We start from the raw sequence: 20490 nt of genomic DNA, 5'->3' as shown, positions 1-20490 counted from the left end.
AAAGGGCATTACCACGAACGGCAAGGAAAAGTTTGGCAAAAAAAATAATCGAACCGAGGTAAAAATTACCGAAAAACGGAATTTAATTTTGTTTATTTTCAGATTTATTTATCTATTCCACTTTTTCCAAATAATATCTCAATGTTAACAAAAGTTAATTTTGGAAAAAAAATCACGAAAACTTGGATTTTTTTTCGAATCGGAAACTCAGATTAAAATGATAAAAAGTGATTTTAAAAAAAAATACATTTTTTTATTATGCTTTAAGGTCCCCAAAACAAAGATTTATATAAAGTTTTTTAGAATAAAATTCTGCCCTTATTATATAATACCCTAAGTTATTTTTCTCTTTTATACAAAAGATTAAAAGTAAAAAAGCAAAGTCTACTTTTTCAAAATTAAATTCCGAAAAATCCTAAAGAACCTTGATTGTGATCCTCCGATTCAGGGCCTGATTCTGTGGAGTAGTATTGGGAACCATCGGCTGGGTGTCCCCTTTGCCTTCTACCAAAATCCTACCCGAATGCAAGCCTGCCTTTACCAGGTATTGTTGAACGCTTTTGGCCCGCTCCAGACTAAGAGTCTGATTGTAACCTGCATTACCAATGTTATCGGTATGCCCTGTGATCAAAACATTGACATTGGGATTTTCTGTAAGAAATTTAAAAAGTCGCTTCAAGGAAGAAAGAGATTCAGATTTCAGGTCATATCGATCAAAATCAAAAAATACGTTTTCAAACACAAACTCTTCGCCTGATGCAACTGGGGTAAGCTCCACCTTGAGATCTTTTACATTTTGGAGCTTATCCCGCTCGACATTGTAAATTTTTGGTAAAAATCCCTTTTTCTCTACATACAATCCTGAGACGGCCTTTTCAGGGTATAGCATCATAAAATCCCCCGTCTTGCCATCTGACTTAAACTGATACAATGTACTGTCATTGGTCAGAGAGACCAAAGAAAGTGTGGCATCTACCGGTTCTCCTGTTTTAGCGTTAAAGACCTTTCCCTCCGTTACCGTGAGGTTTTCTCCCAAATAAATCTCCTCCGGAAATTTAAACCGATACAAAAGCGAGCGGTCGTTTTCAGATTCACTTTCTGCCTTACTGAGTTCGGTGTAGTAGGCATAGTCCTTTTGGGCTGTGATGAAAAGCGCCACTTGGTCTAATTGATCATTGATGGGAAGACCGAGATTTTCGGGACTTTGAAATTGCCCATCCTTCACTCTGGAAAGAAAGATATCCATTCCTCCAAATCCTTGATGCCCATCCGAAGAGAAGAAAAGAATCTCATTGTTGAAAAACATGAAAGGAGAAATCTCATCTTTTGGAGTGTTTAGGATATTCCCAAGATTCTTTGCCTCCGCCCAGGTTCCGTCATTTTGCTGGACAGAATACCAGATATCATTCCCTCCATATCCCCCTTTCCTATTCGAAGAGAAAAACAGAAGTCTCCCATCCGCAGATAGGGAAGGCTGGGAATCCCAGGATCTGGAATTCACCTTTGGGCCCATATTACTTGGTCTTTGCCAAGCGCCATTGACCCTATAGGCAATATACAGATCACAACTTCCCTGAGAGTCCGGAGCATCGCAGGAAGTGTAGATCAGGATATTTCCATCAGCTGTAACCGAGCAGGTACCTTCATTGTATGGTGAATTGATCGTTTGAGAAATGCCTTGCGGAGGAGTCCAGCCTCCATCCTCCTTAATAAATGCAGTATAAATATCCTCTTTGTCAAAATTCCCCGTGCCATCTCTTTTGGTAAATAGGATTTGATTCCCATCTGCTGTCAAAACGGGGAAATATTGCAACTGATATTCATTTAATGGAAAGGGAAGGACTTCTTTGGTGATCTCTCCAATATCTCCAAGCTGAGTTCCCAAAAAATCCATCTGGGATTTCATCTGTGAATAATACATGGATTTCCGGAAGGCCTCATCCAAAAGCGGATCAACTTCCTGAAACTGCTGATAAGCTTCCTTGAATTTCCCCTGTTTGAGATAAAGATTGGAAAAGAGCCAACCGAAATCCGCTGCATGTTTAGGTGTGGCATTTTTCCCTGAAAGCCTTGATTTTCCGGCCAAAGCCAGTTTCTCGGCTTCTTCCAAGTCTCCCAAAGTGATTAAAAGTTGGGATGCCTTTACATAGGCTTCTAAAAAGGATCCTTCTCTGGCAATGGCTGCGCGATACTTTCCCAAGGCCTCATCATATCTCCTAGAAAGTGTCAATTCCTCCCCTTCCTGATACATTTTAATCGCCCGGCTGTCAATTATCGAATACTGCTGCGCACTCACCTGAAGCGATAGCAAAAATCCGATAAGGAAAAGATAAACAGGGCGCATGGACTTAGGGGATGTCCATAAATTTATGAGTTTGTAGGGATATTTTCCAATTTGGCCGACTTTTCACATAGTCAATGATCTCCGGAGTCATCTTCTGTGCCTTGCTCCACTCCGGCTGAAGTCGAAGCTCACAAACGGGATTCACCAACCGTGCATGCTCTTCAGCGAAAGCGAAATCACTCTTATTATATATGACTACTTTGAGTTCGTCTGCTTTTTGGTAAATGGATGGATGAGGTTTCTTGAATTTCTTGGGAGAAAAACACACCCAGTCAAAGTCTCCTGAATAGGGATGCGCTCCAGAAGTCTCAATATTGGTGGTGAAACCCTTTTCCTTCAAAAGCTGAGTCAAAGGATCCAAATTATACATTAGAGGTTCTCCCCCAGTGATGACTACTAGACGTCCCGGATTAGCCAACGCCTCCTCGACAATTTTCTCAATGGACAAAACAGGCCATTTGGCAGCTTCCCAACTTTCCTTTACATCGCACCAGACGCAACCCACATCACAGCCTCCCAGCCGGATAAAATAAGCGGGATGTCCGGTAAATCTTCCTTCTCCTTGGATAGTGTAAAACGCCTCCATGACTGGAAGCTGAAGCCCTGCGGCTACGAGTTCTGCGGTAGTCGGTGCTACCAGGTCGAGTGTATGCATGAATTTTTGGTAAAGCGGGTGATTCGACCGCTAGTTTGGATAGCAAAGTTAAGAGTAAATTACGATTTACGAAGTACGATTTACGACATCACTTAGAACCTCAACCCTTTTTTCAAAAGGCAATCTTCTGAAAATCATCATGGTAGTCCAAATTAGTGCCGTAAATCCGAAATCGTAAATCATAAATAACACCTTACAATTGTTTACTCATCACCACCCGATAATCTTCCACTCCACCCTTGGGAATAACCTCCATGATTTTGAAGCCTCGTTTCAATCCAAAGCTAATCATAGCTGGAAAGCGGTTGCGGGTTTTGAAAAAGATAGCCTTGAATCCCTTTTCCCTAGCCCAATTCTCCTGATACTCCGCTAATGCATCCGCAATTCCATGTTTTCGAAATTCGGGCCTTACTCCACCCATCCATGAGTAAAAGGAATCCGGATTATCGCTTTGGTACCCCACTTTAAAACCCAAAAGCTCTCCATCCTTTTCTGCAACCAAGGCCAAATGAAGCCGATGCTTCAATCGCTCAGTATAAAAATCCAAGGAAGCTTTCCCCGGAAACTCCGGAATTCGCTCATGCACCAAGAGGAGTTCGGAGGGAGAAGCTTCTCTGATTGTAAAAGTAAAATTTGTTGATGTCATTTATGATTTACGAAGTACGAATTACGATTTACGACCTTATTTTGAACCTCAATCATAATAACCACAGGGTAACCCTCTGGAAATTAGGACTGAAGTTCAAATTTAAGTCGTAAATCAAAAATCGTAAATCGTAATTAAACCCAGCTGATTTAACACTATTTAATGGTTGGATACTTCACTCCCAACTGCTCCAAATACGTATCGTACTTCGTTTCGTCATAGTAGAATTTCTCCAGCTGCGGGCGGAACTGCTTCATAATGCCTTCATTCAGATAAATCGGCGGCGCATCATCAGCTGTAATCATGGGCTTGTAGGTTTCTTCTTTGGTCTGCACATTTTTGAAGTAATCCCAAGCCTGATCGACCAATTCGGGCTGAAGCAGAAAGTCCAAAATGGTCATCGCTTCGGCTTTGGCACCGGCCGTCACCCCTTTGTGAGCAATCGGTGTTGCCATCGCAATCGCATTGCTCCAATGGTGGCCGGGCAATCCCGGAATGTTAGAAGGAAACCTCAAAGTCACCGTAGGCACCACCCAAGACACGTCTCCAATATCATCCGAACCACCGGAAACAGGTTCTTTTACCGGGAGTCCCAAGGTGTCAAGTTTGGTTGCCAGTCCAGTTGGTTTGGACCCCATCTCTTCCTGTACAGCCTTTGCCAATGCCTGATCGTTTTCATCCCAGGTAGGCAAGCCCACCTTGACAATGTTTTGATACATCTTTTCTGCAATCACCTTATTAAAGTGTCTCGGCCAAGCTGTACCCAAAACTTTGTATTCCATCGTCGTTCCGGTCATCAAGGCTGCTCCTTTGGCAATATCATTGGCCTGAGCATACATATCCATGATGCCGTCGTACTTCACATCACGGAAATAATACCAAATCGAAGCTTTGGAAGGCACCACATTGGGCTGATCTCCACCATCAGTAATCACCGAATGAGACCGCTTAAGTGGATGTAAGTGCTCCCGCTTATAGTTCCAGCCAATATTCATCAGCTCTGTCGCATCAGCAGCACTTTTCCCTCTCCATGGAGCACCTGCGGAATGAGCCGCATCTCCTGAGAAGGTGTATTCAACTGAAATCAAACCTGTCCCGGATGCTTGTCCATAACTTACTGCGAGATTATTAGCCACGTGCGTGAAAATGCACAAGTCGATACCATCAAATTTGCCATCCCTTACAAACCAAGCCTTGGCAGCTACCAATTCCTCGGCAATCCCCGGCCAAAGAATTAAGGTTCCTCCGATATTCTCCCGCTCCATGATCTGCTTCACAGCTAATGCAGCAGTGATATTCAAGGGAATTCCGGCATTGTGTCCTTCCCCGTGTCCAGGAGCCCCTTCTACCATAGGCTTGTGATAGGCTACACCGGGATATTGAGAGGCTTTGGGAATATTGTCCACGTCCGAACCCAAGGCGATAACGGGACCTTCTCCATTACTCCATGTTGCCCACCATGCTGTTGGAATTCCGGAAATACCCGTCTCAATGGTGAAGCCATTTTGTTCCAGCACTCCAGTGAGATACCTGGAAGACTCGATTTCCTGAAAACCCAATTCGGCAAAGCTGAAAATCTTATCCACCATCACTTGGCTTTGCTTGTGATTGGCTTGGACGATCTCAGCAACTTCGGCTTTCAAAGCCTCGATTTGCTTAGCATTGTATTTTTTCTGGGGAAAAGCCGAAAGGCAGATTCCTCCAGCTAAGGCTAGTGTGATTAGAATATTTTTTCTCATAAGGTCGGTTGGTTAGGTTTCTGAAAGTACAAAAAAGAAGGAAGTACTAAATACAAAATTGATTAATGGCGAAAATCCCGATTTGGGAGGAATTGGAAATTTGACTACCAAAGCCGCCTGAATTTTCTATTTTTGCAGGCATTTAGTCAAAAAATCAAGAAAAATTCAATCATGGCGGAGTACAACTTCAGGGAAATCGAACAGAAATGGCAGGGCTACTGGAAAGAAAAAGGAACCTTCAAGGCCGAAGTGGACACCAATCGTCCCAAGTTTTATTCTCTGGACATGTTCCCCTACCCTTCCGGTGCAGGACTTCACGTCGGCCACCCGCTGGGTTACATAGCTTCCGATATCGTCTCCCGATTCAAAATGCTCAAGGGCTTCAATGTCCTCCACCCAATGGGTTATGATTCCTTTGGATTGCCCGCCGAGCAGTATGCGATCCAAACCGGTCAGCATCCCGCTATCACTACTGAGCAAAATATAACCCGCTATACCGAACAGCTGAAAAACATCGGCTTCGCTTTCGATTGGGATCGGGAAGTTCGCACCTCGGACCCATCCTATTATAAATGGACCCAGTGGATTTTCATGCAGCTGTTCAAGAGCTATTACGACTTGGATGCGGACAAGGCACTTTCCATCGAGTCTTTGGTTTCCCGATTTGAAAAAGAAGGAAACGCAAAAGTGAAAGCGGTTTGCGATGACGACACTCCAACTTTTAGCGCAGCAGATTGGAATGCCTTTTCTGAAAAAGAAAAGCAGGAAATACTGCTCAAATACCGATTGACTTTCTTGGCAGAGACCACCGTAAACTGGTGTCCTGCTTTGGGAACTGTGCTTTCCAACGACGAAGTAAAGGACGGTTTCTCCGAAAGAGGTGGTCATCCTGTCGAGCGAAAGAAGATGATGCAGTGGTCAATGCGAATCACTGCCTATGCTGATCGATTATTACAGGGATTGGAAAAAGTGGACTGGTCCGAACCGATCAAAGAAATGCAGCGCAACTGGATCGGAAAATCGATCGGTGCGGAAGTGCTCTTTGATGTGAAGGGGTCGGATAAAAAAATCAAAGTCTTCACTACCCGAGTGGACACGATTTTCGGGGTGACCTATTTGGCTTTGGCCCCGGAGTCTGACTTGGCTGCCGAACTGGTCACTGACGACCAGCGTGAAACTGCTGAACCCTATATCCAAGTGGCCAAAAACCGTTCCGAGCGCGAGCGAATGAGCGATGTGAAGACTATTTCAGGTGCGTTTACAGGCTCCTATGCGATCAATCCATTCAACGGCGAGGAAATCCAAATCTGGGTTGCGGACTATGTACTGGCTGGATATGGAACAGGCGCCGTGATGGCCGTACCCGCTCACGATGAGCGGGACTACAACTTTGCGAAGCACTTCGGATTGGAAATCCGCCAAGTGATCGAAGGCTCCATGGAAAATGGTTCTTTCCCGGGAAAAGGCGGCTTGATCATCAACTCAGGATTTATTTCTGGCCTGTACATGCAGGACGCCATGAATAAATGCATCGAGTTTTTGGAAGAAAAAGGGATTGGAAAAGGCAAAATCCAATTCAGAATGAGGGATGCGATTTTCACCCGTCAACGCTATTGGGGCGAACCGCTTCCTGTTTATTTCAAAGATGGCTTGCCTTATTTAATCGATGAAAAAGACCTGCCTTTGGTATTGCCTGAGGTGGATAAATACTTGCCAACCGAAGACGGAGAACCTCCATTGGGACGAGCCAAAGACTGGACATACAAAACAGCCGAGGGAGAATATCCATTGGAACTTTCCACCATGCCGGGTTGGGCGGGATCGAGCTGGTACTTCTTCCGCTACATGGATCCTAAAAATGATTCAGTTTTCGCAGACAAAGGGAAAACAGACTATTGGGGAGCTGTGGATTTGTATATCGGGGGTTCCGAGCATGCCACTGGCCACTTGTTGTACTCCCGATTCTGGACCAAGTTTTTGTATGACCTGGGTGTGGTCAGCATTAATGAGCCATTCCAAAAGATGATCAATCAAGGAATGATCCAAGGGAGGTCAAATTTTGTGTATCGGATAAAAGGAAGCAACACTTTCGTCTCTTACGGACTGAAAGATCAATACGATACCTCTGCCATGCACGTGGACGTAAACATCGTCCACAACGATCAGCTGAATTTGGAAAAATTTAAGGCTTGGAGACCTGACTTGGCGGATGCTGAATTTATCCTGGAGGACGGCAAGTACCTCTGCGGATCGGAAGTGGAAAAAATGTCCAAGTCCAAGTACAACGTGGTCAATCCCGACGACATCATTGAGCGCTACGGAGCCGACACACTGAGATTGTATGAGATGTTCTTGGGGCCTTTGGAGCAGTTTAAGCCTTGGAATACCAATGGAATCGACGGTGTGTACAAGTTCCTGAGAAAGGTGTGGAACCTTTACCATACCAATACTGGAGAATTCGTTGTTTCCGATGAAAAAGCCAGCAAGGAAGAACTCAAAGCCCTTCATAAAGCCCTCAAAAAAATGGAAGAAGACATGGCCAATTATTCCTTCAATACCTCCGTATCCAGCTTTATGATCTGCGTTAATGAATTGACTGCTTTGAAGTGCAACAAGCGAGAAGTATTGGAGCCATTGGCTATCTTGATTTCTCCATATGCACCTCATATTGCTGAGGAACTCTGGTCCCTATTGGGTCAAGCTGAGTCAATCACCGACGCCACTTTCCCAGAATTCAAGGAGGAATATTTGGTAGAAAGCAATTTCGAGTATCCGGTGATGATCAATGGCAAGATGCGGGCGAAGTTGGATTTGCCGCTTTCTCTGTCTGTTCCGGAAATCGAAAAGTCCGCCTTGGCAGACGCAACCGTACAAAAATGGTTGGAAGGCAAAGCTCCTAAGAAAGTGATTATCGTGCCGGGTAAGATTGTGAATTTGGTGGTGTAACAAGCATAAACACCTAAAATTGAAGGGCCAAGAGAAAATCTTTTGGCCCTTTTCTTTTAAATTGTACTATGGATGAGAATTTAGATGATCTTGAAAAAATCGTGCAATATTGGAGGAATTCATCCGATCAGGATTTTAGAACGATGCAAAATCTTTTTACATCCAAAGATTTCAGTTGGGCACTTTTTATCGGTCATTTGGTTTTAGAAAAACTTTTAAAAGCACATTTTGTCAAAGACAATAAAAAACATGCGCTTTTCACTCATGACCTTTTGAGGCTAGCTGATCGATGCAATTTTCAAATAGATGAAACTCACAAGGATTGGTTGGATCAAGTTTCCACATTCAACCTCAATGCTCGGTATGACAGTTATAAAAGAGAATTTTATAAACTTTGTACAGAGGAATTTTCGTTCCTTTGGAAAGAACGAATCGAAATTCTAAGGCTATGGTTAATTCAGAAATTCTAAAGAACGTCAAGAGTTTCCTGACTTTAATTCCAGAAAACCTGGGGTTGAGAGAAGCCTATCTTTTTGGTTCGTATGCCAAGGGCCTCGAAAAAGAATCGAGCGATGTAGATGTGGCTTTGGTTTTTGACCGGATGGATGACTTTTTCCAAACTCAACAGGAACTTAGAAAGCTAAGAAGAAAAGTTGACCTTAGAATTGAACCTCATCCTTTAAAGTCGGAAGACTTCAATTCTCGGAATCCTTTCGCAAAGGAAATTCAGGAAACTGGGATTTTGATTGGTTAAAAAGGCTCAATTTTTAAGGAATTGAGCCTTTTTTCGTTCTTGGAGATTAAGCCTATATTTGATCTATGAACCTGCTTGAGAAAAATACAAAAGCCATTAAAACCCTTTGTGAAAAACACAAAGTGGCTAAACTCTATGCATTTGGTTCAATACTCACTTCAGCTTTTAATAATGAAAGCGATGTAGATTTTTTGGTTGAATTTCAACGAACTGATATTCCTGATTACGCAAGCAATTTTTTCGAATTACAATTTGGATTAGAAGACCTTCTCGAAAGACAAGTTGATCTAATCGAATATTCAGCAATTCGGAATCCATATTTCAAAGAAGAGGTGGAGGAAACCAAAGAATTGATTTTTAGCTCAAAGGTTATCATGTATCAATGAGGAGAAAAATGATCCTCTACACCTTCCCCGTCCGTACCGCCTTTATCGACCGTGATTTGGAGATGATCCTTCCGGTGGCTGAAATCAAACCCTTGGAGTTTACCCAAAGCCCGGTCAAACTTCCTTTTTTCTTTATTCTTCAGTTTATTCAGTTGCTTTGGTATTTACCCAAAACCAGCCAATATCTCTGCTTTTTTGGAGGGTACCACAGCGTTTTGCCGGTTTGGTTCGGGAAGGTATTTGGGAAAAAATGCACCATCCAAGCCGGAGGCGCGGATTGTATCAACATGCCTGAGATCGGCTATGGGAATTTCAGAAAGAAATGGCTTCGTAAAGCCACGGTATATTCCTTTAAAAACTGCTCGTTGATTTTGCCTGTGGCCGAAGCTTTAGTTAAGCAGGATTATTCATACGATCCACAGATAAATTCCAAACAAGGTCTTTTGAATTTGATTCCAAATCTGAAAATACCCATCCAAGTTATCCCGAATGGCTTTAATACAGATTTTTGGAAAGATCTGAAGAAAATACGCAAGCCGCTCAGCTTTATTTCCGTGGCCACAGGCACTTCCAATCCTTCCCGTGCCATAGTCAAAGGCTATGATTTAATCGAGCAATTGGCCGCACTTCATCCGGATTGGATCTTCACTTTGGTGGGGGATTCTTCCTATTCTTCATCAAATCTGAATGTGACTGTTTTGGGTAAAATGAAGCCCACAGAACTTTTGGACCTTTACAATTCCCATCAATTCTACCTTCAGCTTTCCACTTCCGAGGGCTTTCCAAATGCGCTTGGAGAAGCCATGGCTTCTGGCTGCATTCCGATTGGGTCAGCAGTCGGGGCGATTCCGGAGATTATTGGGGATTCGGGTGTGATTTTGACGAAAAAGAATTTGCATGTGCTTGATTCAGCTATTCAAGAATTTGCCGAGCAGGACTTGAATTCATTTTCACAAAACGCATCTCAACGCATCCATACCCTTTTCAATTTTGAAAAAAGAAAAAAGGCTATTTTGGAGGCTTTGGAATTGATCAGTTGATCAATTGAATTTGATTTCGGTTGACTCTTACCCTTCCTCTTTGTTCCAGTTTTTTCAACAATCGCGTTATCACTTCCCTGCTGGAATTCAGCTCCTGAGCAATCTGCTGATGGGTTTTGTGAATCAGGTTACTTTGGGTAGCCTCGGCATTTTTCTCCAAATATTCCAAAAGCCGCTCATCCATTTGGTGAAAGGCAATTCCATCTACCACTTTAAGTAACTCTTCAAATCGATCCTGATAGGTGTCCATGACAAAGTAATACCATGATTTGTACTTGGGCATCCACTCATCCAGCTTAGAAATCGGTACCGAAATGATGGTAGTTTCTTCCTCCGGAATAGCCTTGATTTTGGAATAGCCTTCCCTCGCAGAGCAGATCATCGTGATCGCACAAGCCTCTCCGGGTCCGAGGTAATACATAAACAGCTCGTGGTCATTCTCATCTTCCCTGAAAACCTTCACCTGTCCCTGTACGATGAGAGGAATAATCTCCACCTTCTGCCCGATGTCCATCATCAGCGTGTCTGCAGGTAAGACGACAAGGGTTCCGTCTTTGAGAATCTCTTCCCGAAGTCCCTTTTCAAAATCAGGAAAATTTAAATCCAAAAACTGCGCGATTTCCTTTTTCATTAGTTGATCTGTGGTTAACTTGAAAAGGTGACATTGATCACCTTTTTATTTTTTGTGATAGATAGTTTTGACCATATTTTCTCCAAAACACCTTGGAAAATGATTAAATCCAAAGCTCAGCAACTTTTCATCCTCGGTCTAGGACTTATGTTACTTTTCCGAATCATTTCCAAAATCCCTCTATTCGAAGGCGAAATTGCAGGTTTTGACGGAGGCAAACTTCTAAAAATCATTGTCGGACTCGTATTCATCGTGACGGCTTTCCTCATTTATAAGAATTCTAAAAATCAAGTATCATGACCTGGGATGTAGAGACGCTTTCACGGATACAGTTTGCCTTCACCATCATGTTTCACTACATCTTCCCTCCTTTCAGTATCGGGTTGGGATTGCTACTGGTGGTAAATGAATCCCTTTTCCTCATCACCAAAAAGAAAATCTATGAAAAAATCACCCGGTTTTGGATCAAGATTTTCGCAGCCAACTTCTCTGTGGGAGTAGCCTCCGGCATCGTCATGGAGTTTGAGTTTGGCACCAACTGGTCCACATACTCCCGATTTGTCGGAGATATTTTTGGTTCGCCACTAGCAGCAGAGGGGATTTTTGCCTTCTTCCTTGAATCGGGCTTCTTGGCGATTCTGCTTTTTGGCTGGAATCGAGTGAAGCCAGGAATGCACCTTTTTGCTACGATCATGGTGGCATTGGGGAGTATGTTATCAGGTTTCTGGATCGTGGTGGCCAATAGCTGGCAACAAACTCCGGTAGCCTATGAGATTGTGGTGGATTATGGGATTCGCCGAGCGGTGATCACCGATTTCTGGGAAATGGTCTTCAATCCTTCGTCGATGGTTCGCTTTACTCACGTGATCTTGGGAGCTTGGATTCAGGGAGCCTTTCTGGTTTTGAGCGTTTCTGCCTATTATTTGATTAAGCAGAAGCATGTAGAGTTTGCCAAAAAATCCTTTGCCATTGCACTTGGTCTTGCGGCAATCGCCTCTTTGGCACAGCCTTTCGTCGGACATGAGCATGCCAAAGTGGTCAGGGAATGGCAGCCTGCAAAACTGGCGGCTTTCGAAGGACTTTACGAAACCCAAACCAATGCCCCACTCTATCTCATCGGATGGACTAATCCAGAAACTCGCGAGACTTCCGGAATTGCCATTCCCGGCATGCTGAGCTTTTTGGTGCACGGAGATTTTGATGGAGAGGTAAAAGGATTGGAAGAGTTTCCCGAAGAAGACTGGCCAGCAGTAAATGGAGTCTTTCAAAGCTATCACCTGATGGTCGCCTTGGGGATGCTGTTTATCGGAGCTACACTTCTGAGTCTGTTTTTGCTTTGGAGGAAAAAGCTATTTACCCCAAGTTGGTCCTGGCTGATCAAACTCTACATCCCGGCCGTGGCCCTTCCTGTGATGGCTAATCAGCTAGGCTGGGTCTCAGCCGAGCGAGGTCGTCAGCCTTGGATCGTTCAGGGACTTCTACGAACAAGCGAAGGAGTCTCCAAGTCCATTTCTGCACCTGAAGTGATGATTTCCTTGATCCTCTTTGTACTGGTCTATATCCTTTTATTCTTCGTGTGGCTTTACGTCCTCGATCGGGAAATCAAACATGGGCCTGATCATCTATCCAGTGGTGTAGAAGCCGGTTTTCACAAAAAGTCCGAACGAATGGACGCCATCAAACCTCATTAAGTCATGGATTATAACGTAGTCTGGTATATTCTGGTAGGAGTTCTGTTGATCGGATATGCGATCTTGGACGGTTTTGATTTGGGTGTGGGGATCCTTCATTTGCGAAGCAAAGGAGACCATAATCGACGCATCCTGATGAATGCGATTGGGCCGGTTTGGGACGGAAATGAAGTTTGGCTCATCACGGCAGGAGGGGCACTTTTTGCGGCCTTCCCCAATGTGTATGCGACGGCATTTTCCAGTTTTTATTTGCCTTTTATGCTCCTCCTGATTGCCTTGATTTTTCGGGCAGTTTCAATCGAATTTAGAAGCAAAGAGGCCAATCCCCGCTGGAGAAGTTTTTGGGACAAGGGGTTTTCCATCGGTTCCATTGTCGCTACCCTTCTCTTTGGAATCGCCATTGGAAATGTGGTGATGGGTTTTCCGATCGGCAGCGATATGGAATATCAAGGCAATTTCTTTGACTTGCTGAATCCTTATTCGTTGATGGCCGGCTTTTTTGCTTTGACGATGTTTGCCCTTCATGGAGGGATTTACCTCAATATGAAAACCGAGGGAGAGCTTCAAAAGCAAATCCAAGGATGGATTAAAGTCAATTACTGGATTTTTGTGGTGTTCTACCTGATTTTCTCCGGATTGACACTTTATCTTAAACCGGAGATGATTGCCAATTTCTCCTTTGGCAAAATTGATCTTCCGGGAAACAAACACGAGTTGGTGGAGAATCATCAGACCCTGATTTCAGTTTTTGCCTGGACCATTGTACTCCTGAATGTTTTGGCGATTGCCAATATCCCGCGCATGCTGTCCAAAGGAAGAGAAGGTTGGGCTTTTATTTCCTCAGCCTGTATGATTGCAGCCATTGTGATGCTGTTTGCCTTGGGAATTTTCCCCAATCTAATGGTTTCCAATCTTGATCCTGGATTCAACTTGGATATCTATAATGCGGCCTCCTCGGCCTATACCCTGAAAACCATGGCCATTCTGGCAGCTTTTGGGCTTCCCTTTGTGGCTTCTTACACCATCATCATTTATTGGACTTACCGGGGAAAGGTCAAACTGGATGAAAGCAGTTATTAAGGGGCTTAAGTGAGAAAAATCACTGCTAATGCATAGGGAATGAGGCAAATTTATCTTGGTATCACTTCCTATCAAGATGAAACGAATCCTTCTACCAATCGCCCTGATGCTGATCACTTTCAGTGGTTGTCAAGATGAAGAATCCACTCTTCCACCATCAAGGCTTTCCGAACAAGAGTTAGAGACTCTGCTTTTCACCCGCGAGGAGGAGAAGCTCGCGTTTGATGTGTACAATTATGCTTTTGAAAAGCATGGTTTACCTGCCTTTCAAAATATTGCTTCCAGTGAGCAACAACACATCAATGCGGTCCTTTCCGTAATGGCATCAAATGGCATAGCTGATCCCCTGAATGGAACCACTGATAGGGGAATATTTTCAAACCCAACCCTCCAAGACCTCTACTCTTTACTTACCGCCAGAGTCAATCAGTCCCTTCAAGAGTCCATCAAGGTTGGATTGCTGATTGAGGATATGGATATCAATGATTTGAAAGCTGGCATTTTGGAAACATCGAATCCCCAACTGATTCAAGTCTATTCAAGTCTAAAATGCGGATCTGAAAATCACTTAAGATCCTTCTTCAATCAGGCTCAAATCCAAGGAGTCGATTATTCCCCTGAATTCACTTCTCAGGAAGAATACACGCAGATCGTCAACTCTCCACGTACTTCCTGTCAGACTACAAACTAAAATCACATGTTCCGGATCATACTTATTGGCTCCCTTTTGAATCTGCTTTTGACTGAAGAAAGCATCCATCCACGACCCGAATATTACATCTCATCTCAGGATGAATTACTTGCCGACGATGGAAGGGTATTGCTGGAGCGGCACTGCTACACCTGCCACAATCCCAAGTCCAAATCTCACGATGAAATCATCGCTCCTCCGCTTTGGGGTATGAAAAAGCACTACTTGGAAGCTTTTCCTGAAAAACCGGCTTTTGAAAAAGCAATGTTGGAATTTATCCAAAATCCAACCGAAGAGAAGGCATTGATGAAGGGGCCAATCAAGCGGTTTGGATTGATGCCCAAACCTCCAGTTTCCAAAGAGGATCTTCAGAAAATCGTCAGCTACATCTACTCCAACGAACTCGAAAATCCGGCATGGCACATAGAAAAAGACAATGAGAAAAAAGCCAAATCAGGCGATCTGAGGTGACCTAGGTCACGATCCGTAGAGATTGTGACTGGTAGATTTGTTCTATCAAAATAAAAAAATCATAAAAACATACACATGGAAACTACAACACCATCGATGCCCCGTATCGGAGATCTTGCCCCGGACTTTGAGTCAATGACCACTACCGGAAAAATGAAGTTTTCCGAATACATCAAAGACAGCTGGACCATTCTGTTCTCACACCCCGCAGACTTTACTCCGGTGTGTACCACTGAGATGAGTGGATTTGCCTTAGACCAAAAATTCTTTGATGAGCATCAGACCAAACTGGTTGGATTGAGCATAGACTCCATTCACGCTCACATTGCTTGGGTAAACAATGTGAAAAAGAACACGGGAGTTCTTTTTGAATTTCCCATCATCGCCGACATCGATATGAGCGTATCCAAGCTTTATGGTATGCTCCAGCCTGGAGAGAGTGAAACAGCAGCCGTGCGAGCAGTCTTTTTCATCGATCCTGCCGGAAAGATCAGATTGATCATGTACTATCCGCTCAACGTGGGTCGAAATATGGAGGAAATCAAGCGTGCGTTGATTGCACTTCAGACTGCTGATAAGCATAAGGTGGCACTCCCGCTGAATTGGACTCCGGGTGAAAAGGCCATCGTCCCTCCGCCGAAAACAGTAGAAGAAATGATCGCACGTGAAGAAAGTGATTATGAGATGGTAGATTTCTATTTAGCCAAAAAAGAACTGCCTCTGAATTAAGATTTTGGATTAAAGGGTTAATTAAATGGGAAAGCCTTCTCGAAATTTTCGGGAAGGTTTTTTTGATTTTAGGCCCAGAAACAGAATTTTCAAGAAATCGATTTCCAAAAATTCCAAAAACCTGTTTTCTCATTTTTAGCAAAAATTATTATAAAACAGGTTAATTTTTAAACCACTTTTTTGACTTTATACAAAATCATAAAAATATATAGCATAAAAAAAGGGAGCCTTTTATAAAATAGGCTCCCGGTTAGGGTTTATTGTTAATGGATTAAAACCATATAAACTTTGGCAAAGTACTGGGTTGAGCTATTTTTCTGTTTGCCAAAGTTGGATAAACCTATCAAAAGCAAATAAAAAATCAAAATTTCAGTAAAAAATTTCCTGTTTATTTTACAATGATCTCTGAAATGCCTTGGGCGTAGATTGGAATTCTCGCTTGAAAGCGCGGATGAAATAGGCAATATTATTAAAACCGGACATCAAGCAAACTTCCTGAATCTGGTAATTTCCAATAGAAAGGTAATACTTGGCTAGCTTCAATCTTTCGCTCAAAACGTACTCCATTGGAGTCATTCCCAATTCCTGCTTGAAGGTCCGGACAAAATGAGCCTTGGACATACATGCCTGTGAGGCCAATTCATCCAGCTGGAGGTTTTCCCGAATATTTGATTTAATGTAATCCACCACATGGGCTAGTCGGTTTCCTGACGACAGTTCTTTATAGGTCTTCTCCAGCATCTCTCTGGCTTGAGTCTGAGTCAGTCGGATCAGAAGCTCTTTTAGGGCAAGGGATGCGATGAGGTCTTTTTCCCTCGATCGTTCTTTGACTCCTATTCGGATAAAGCGATTGATAATTTCTGATAAATCCTGGGTATTGATCAGATGAAAATAAGACAAATCAAGCCCCCACTCTTGGGTAAGCACTTTGGCTGAAAACCGCTCATTAAGAAGATTAAAGGTGTTCTCGATCATTTCCTTTGAGATCGAAAGGGCAATGCATTGAGTCGGATTGTCCAATTCTGCCTCTGGGAAATCAATCTTCATCACCTCATTGGGAGGTACTATTACCGACTCTCCGGGGACATAATCAAAACCTGGATTTCCAAAGAGATGCATCACTTTTTTACCCTTTAGCATTGTAGTCAGCACCAAATCCCCAAAGACAAGATTGACCTTTTCTGCTGCTTGATGGGTTTCAAAAATATTGAGTTCACAGTTGTCCAGAGTATAGGTAGTCCGGTTTTCTACCAGAGTCTTGAGGTCATTAGGCCTTCTCCAAGGCACAGTATATTGAAAGGAATTTTGGGTCATGGGAATGGGCTGGAATTGAGCTGATTATCCTAATTTTTCAAAAAATAGTAAAAAGAGCGAAGTAAAATTCTGACAAAAGTCACTTTAAGCGAATAAATTGATTATTCAGTGCAATTTTTTAAAATTCCTAAAGGGGAAATTTGGTCAAAACCAAAATAACCCAACATATGGAAACGCTAACTCTTTCAAAATCCAAGCCGGTAGACCGGCCTCTGATCAAATCCCAATACGACCATTTTATCGGCGGGGAATGGGTCAAACCTGCCTCAGGAGAGTATTTCGATAATATTTCTCCTATCGACGGGAAAGTTTTCTCCAAAGCAGCAAGAGGAAACAAAGAAGACATTGAAAAGGCCTTGGACGCAGCCCATACCGCCTTTGCAACTTGGTCAAAAACTCCAGCGGCCGAAAGAAGTCGAATCCTTCTCAAAATTGCAGATATCATCGAGGACAATCTTGAACTTTTGGCAAGGGTAGAAACCATCGACAATGGAAAAGCCATCCGGGAAACCCGAGCAGCCGATTTGCCTCTATGCATCGATCATTTCAGATATTTTGCCGGTGTAATCCGGGCAGATGAGAGCACGATGTCCGAGCATGACGAGACCACAATCAGCATTAATCTACATGAGCCACTGGGTGTGGTGGGACAAATCATCCCTTGGAATTTCCCCCTTTTGATGGCCACCTGGAAAATAGCCCCTGCCCTAGCAGCAGGCTGCTGCACAGTGGTCAAGCCTGCAGAGCAAACGCCCACCAGCATCATGTTGCTGATGGAGCTCATCGCTGACGTAGTACCTCCCGGAGTGATCAATGTGGTGACTGGATTTGGAATCGAAGCAGGAAAGCCACTCGCCACTTCTACCAGAGTAGCCAAGGTTGCCTTCACCGGGGAGACGACTACGGGCAGACTGATTATGCAATACGCCTCAGAAAACCTCATCCCTGTCACCATGGAACTGGGTGGAAAGTCCCCAAATATCTTCATGAAATCCGTCGCGGATGCAGATGATGAGTTTTTTGATAAAGCGGTAGAGGGTGCCGTCATGTTTGCGCTCAATCAAGGCGAAGTTTGCACTTGCCCATCCCGAATTTTAGTACATGAGGACATCTATGATGTCTTTATGGAGCGGGTAATCGCCCGAACAAAAGCCATCAAACTCGGACACCCTTTGGCAGAAGACACCATGATGGGAGCTCAAGCTTCAAACGACCAATATGAAAAAATCCTTTCATACATCGAGATAGGAAAGCAGGAAGGAGCTTTAGTCCTAACCGGAGGTGCAAAAACAGGATTGAATTCCGGTCTGGAAAACGGGTACTACATTCAGCCTACCATTCTGAAAGACCACAATAAAATGAGAGTATTCCAAGAGGAAATCTTTGGGCCGGTTACTTGCGTGACCACCTTCAAAACTACCGAGGAGGCTATTGCCATTGCCAACGACACCCTTTATGGCTTAGGGGCGGGATTATGGTCTCGGGATGCTCATGAGTTATATCAGGTACCAAGAGCCATTCAGGCGGGTCGTGTTTGGGTCAATTGCTATCATGCCTACCCTGCACATGCTCCTTTTGGAGGATACAAAAAGTCTGGTTTTGGCCGAGAGACTCACCTGATGATGCTCAACCATTACCGTCAAACCAAAAACATGCTTATTTCTTACAGCAAGCAGAAGCTGGGATTCTTCTAATTCATAGCCAATTTCAGGAAAGGCAGGAGAATTTTCTCCTGCCTTTCCATTTAAAATGAAAACATGCCCCAAAGAATCCTCATAACCCCAAAAGCGGCAGAAATCATAGCCGTACTAAAAAAGCGATATGCCTGCGATCTGATGTTCCACCAAAGCGGTGGTTGCTGTGATGGTTCGGCTCCCATGTGTTTTGAAAAAGGAGAATTCAAACTCGGTTCCCAGGATGTATTGATCGGTGAAATCGAAGGATGCGAGTTTTTCATGACACAGGACCAATTTGAATACTGGAAACATACCGAACTGACGCTGGATGTGGTCGAAGGAAGAGGTAGTAGCTTTTCTCTTGAAATTCCACTCGGACTCCGGTTTTTGATTCGTTCCCGAGTTTTTTCCTATGAAGAGTATCTTCAGCTACCTCCGATAAGAATAGGAAAAGATCCTGCATGGTAAGAAATGAGCTAAAAATCTCTCTTTACACTCATTTTAGCTATATTCATCGGCAAAACCCCAGCCGATGAAAAAAATAATTCTCTTTCTCGCCATTCTCTTTGTGGTTTATCTGATTGGGATCAATACTGTTCCCTCCTACATAGAAAGCCAGCGAAACCCTGTAAAAAGTCCCGCACCCTACTCAGTCTCAGCCGAGGCCCAAGCGCTCTACGAACGATTGGATTTCATCAGTGACTTGCACTGTGATGCTTTGCTTTGGGGAAGAAATCTAAATGAACGCGGGGATCGAGGCCATGTAGACTTTCCCAGAATGCGGGAAGCCAATGTGGCTTTGGAGATGTTTACTATTGTTTCCAAGTCCCCTGCAGGACAGAATATGCAAAGCAATTCCGAAGATGCCTTTGATAATATCACCCCTCTTACCATTGCCAAAGGGGAAAGTCCATGGAACTGGTTTAGTCTGATCAACAGGACCCTTGGCCAAAGTGAAGCGCTTGCTCAGTTTGTGGAGAAGGAGGAAGGAAAAGCTTTCTTCATCCGATCCAAGGCCGATCTCGAGGAGCTTCTAGACGCAAGAAAAAGCGATAAAAGCACGATCGGAGCCATGCTGGGAATTGAGGGCGGGCATGCCCTAGAAGGATCTATGGAAAACCTGGACAAGGTCTATGCCGCAGGGGTACGAATGATTGGCCCCACTCACTTTTTTGACAATGAATTTGGAGGCTCAGCACATGGGGAAAACGGGGCAGGACTTTCTGATTTTGGAAAGGCTGCGGTCAAGCGTATGAATGAATTGGGGATTTTTATTGATTTGGCGCATGCCTCCCCAGCCATTGTAGAAGATGTATTGAACCTTACTTCCGAACCAGTCATCGTTTCTCATACCGGAGTCAGGGCTGTCTTGGATTCTCAGAGAAATCTGAGTGACGAACAGATTCAAAAAATCGCCGCCAACGGGGGAATCATCGGAATTGCCTTTTTTGACATGGCTGTCGGAGAACCCGAGTTGCCTAATATCATCGCCTCGATCAAGCATGTTCGCGATTTGGTTGGAATTGATTATGTGGCTTTAGGTTCTGACTACGATGGATCCGTGGCTGTTCCATTTGATATTACAGGTTTGCCCTTGATCGTAGAAGGGTTGATTAACGCCGGTTTTACCGAAGAAGAAATTCGGGCTGTAATGGGGGAAAATGTCAAGCGGTTTTTTCTACAAAACCTTCGGTAGT

20 protein-coding genes are annotated in these 20490 nt (G+C 43.8%); 14 read left to right on the top strand and 6 right to left on the bottom strand.

The window, feature by feature from the left end; all coding sequences use genetic code 11:
- Positions 1-415 precede the first annotated feature (415 nt).
- The 4 genes from AAA938_RS08000 to AAA938_RS07985 form a co-directional block, all read right to left on the bottom strand.
- Positions 416-2344, bottom strand: a complete 1929-nt coding sequence (locus AAA938_RS08000; protein ID WP_338228115.1) for an OmpA family protein — start codon at positions 2342-2344, stop codon at positions 416-418.
- Positions 2345-2348: 4 nt separating this feature from the next.
- Positions 2349-2999: a 7-carboxy-7-deazaguanine synthase QueE gene (locus AAA938_RS07995; RefSeq protein WP_338228114.1), complete on the bottom strand. Its 651-nt coding sequence runs from the start codon at positions 2997-2999 to the stop codon at positions 2349-2351.
- 193 nt (positions 3000-3192) lie between these two features.
- Positions 3193-3645, bottom strand: coding sequence for a GNAT family N-acetyltransferase (locus AAA938_RS07990; RefSeq protein ID WP_338228113.1), 453 nt, complete (start codon positions 3643-3645; stop codon positions 3193-3195).
- A 155-nt stretch (positions 3646-3800) separates the two neighbouring features.
- Positions 3801-5384 (bottom strand): amidohydrolase, encoded by a 1584-nt coding sequence (locus AAA938_RS07985; protein WP_338228112.1) that lies wholly within the window; start codon positions 5382-5384, stop codon positions 3801-3803.
- A gap of 171 nt (positions 5385-5555) precedes the next feature.
- On the opposite strand from AAA938_RS07985, the gene leuS reads away from it, so the two are divergent.
- The 5 genes from leuS (at position 5556) to AAA938_RS07965 (ending at position 10510) form a co-directional block, all read left to right on the top strand.
- Positions 5556-8330: a leucine--tRNA ligase gene (leuS, locus tag AAA938_RS07980; RefSeq protein ID WP_338228111.1), complete on the top strand. Its 2775-nt coding sequence runs from the start codon at positions 5556-5558 to the stop codon at positions 8328-8330.
- Between the two features lie 68 nt (positions 8331-8398).
- Positions 8399-8800 (top strand): HEPN domain-containing protein, encoded by a 402-nt coding sequence (locus AAA938_RS20275; protein WP_420915731.1) that lies wholly within the window; start codon positions 8399-8401, stop codon positions 8798-8800.
- On the top strand, positions 8779-9084 hold the full coding sequence (locus AAA938_RS07975) for a nucleotidyltransferase domain-containing protein (protein ID WP_338228110.1): 306 nt from the start codon (positions 8779-8781) through the stop codon (positions 9082-9084). The genes AAA938_RS20275 and AAA938_RS07975 overlap by 22 nt, the downstream gene beginning before the upstream one ends.
- A 65-nt stretch (positions 9085-9149) precedes the next feature.
- Complete coding sequence (locus tag AAA938_RS07970; protein ID WP_338228109.1) at positions 9150-9470, top strand: nucleotidyltransferase family protein; 321 nt, start codon at positions 9150-9152, stop codon at positions 9468-9470.
- A complete protein-coding gene (locus tag AAA938_RS07965) occupies positions 9467-10510 on the top strand; it encodes a glycosyltransferase family 4 protein (RefSeq protein WP_338228108.1) in 1044 nt (347 codons plus the stop codon). The genes AAA938_RS07970 and AAA938_RS07965 overlap by 4 nt, the downstream gene beginning before the upstream one ends.
- On the opposite strand, the gene AAA938_RS07960 is transcribed toward AAA938_RS07965, so the two are convergent.
- A complete protein-coding gene (locus AAA938_RS07960) occupies positions 10503-11141 on the bottom strand; it encodes a Crp/Fnr family transcriptional regulator (RefSeq protein WP_338228106.1) in 639 nt (212 codons plus the stop codon). The two genes, AAA938_RS07965 and AAA938_RS07960, sit on opposite strands and share 8 nt — an antisense overlap.
- 99 nt (positions 11142-11240) lie before the next feature.
- Here AAA938_RS07960 and AAA938_RS07955 point away from each other — a divergent pair, with 99 nt between their 5' ends.
- From AAA938_RS07955 to AAA938_RS07930, 6 genes are all read left to right on the top strand, one after another.
- Positions 11241-11441: a hypothetical protein gene (locus tag AAA938_RS07955; RefSeq protein WP_338228105.1), complete on the top strand. Its 201-nt coding sequence runs from the start codon at positions 11241-11243 to the stop codon at positions 11439-11441.
- Positions 11438-12832 carry a cytochrome ubiquinol oxidase subunit I gene (locus tag AAA938_RS07950; RefSeq protein WP_338228104.1) on the top strand — a complete coding sequence of 465 codons (1395 nt, stop codon included), beginning with the start codon at positions 11438-11440 and terminating at the stop codon, positions 12830-12832. The genes AAA938_RS07955 and AAA938_RS07950 overlap by 4 nt, the downstream gene beginning before the upstream one ends.
- A 3-nt stretch (positions 12833-12835) precedes the next feature.
- Positions 12836-13912, top strand: coding sequence for a cytochrome d ubiquinol oxidase subunit II (gene cydB, locus AAA938_RS07945; RefSeq protein WP_338228103.1), 1077 nt, complete (start codon positions 12836-12838; stop codon positions 13910-13912).
- A 76-nt stretch (positions 13913-13988) separates the two neighbouring features.
- Entirely contained in the window at positions 13989-14603 is a 615-nt protein-coding gene (locus AAA938_RS07940) for a DUF2202 domain-containing protein (RefSeq protein WP_338228101.1), read from the top strand.
- 6 nt (positions 14604-14609) lie between these two features.
- The gene (locus tag AAA938_RS07935; protein ID WP_338228099.1) at positions 14610-15074 is read left to right on the top strand and encodes a c-type cytochrome; all 465 of its coding nucleotides are present in this window, start codon (positions 14610-14612) and stop codon (positions 15072-15074) included.
- Positions 15075-15149: 75 nt separating this feature from the next.
- Positions 15150-15803, top strand: coding sequence for a peroxiredoxin (locus tag AAA938_RS07930; RefSeq protein ID WP_338228098.1), 654 nt, complete (start codon positions 15150-15152; stop codon positions 15801-15803).
- Between the two features lie 393 nt (positions 15804-16196).
- Here AAA938_RS07930 and AAA938_RS07925 read toward each other — a convergent pair whose 3' ends face one another.
- On the bottom strand, positions 16197-17117 hold the full coding sequence (locus AAA938_RS07925) for a helix-turn-helix domain-containing protein (protein ID WP_338228097.1): 921 nt from the start codon (positions 17115-17117) through the stop codon (positions 16197-16199).
- 167 nt (positions 17118-17284) lie between these two features.
- Here AAA938_RS07925 and AAA938_RS07920 point away from each other — a divergent pair, with 167 nt between their 5' ends.
- From AAA938_RS07920 to AAA938_RS07910, 3 genes are all read left to right on the top strand, one after another.
- A complete protein-coding gene (locus AAA938_RS07920) occupies positions 17285-18811 on the top strand; it encodes an aldehyde dehydrogenase family protein (protein WP_338228096.1) in 1527 nt (508 codons plus the stop codon).
- Between the two features lie 63 nt (positions 18812-18874).
- Positions 18875-19261 (top strand): DUF779 domain-containing protein, encoded by a 387-nt coding sequence (locus AAA938_RS07915; protein WP_338228095.1) that lies wholly within the window; start codon positions 18875-18877, stop codon positions 19259-19261.
- A gap of 64 nt (positions 19262-19325) precedes the next feature.
- Positions 19326-20489, top strand: a complete 1164-nt coding sequence (locus AAA938_RS07910) for a dipeptidase (protein ID WP_338228094.1) — start codon at positions 19326-19328, stop codon at positions 20487-20489.
- Position 20490: the final 1 nt, after the last annotated feature.

The organism is Algoriphagus taiwanensis, from assembly GCF_036245645.1.
Lineage (GTDB): Bacteria > Bacteroidota > Bacteroidia > Cytophagales > Cyclobacteriaceae > Algoriphagus > Algoriphagus taiwanensis.
This window is presented reverse-complemented; position numbering and strand designations above follow the sequence as displayed.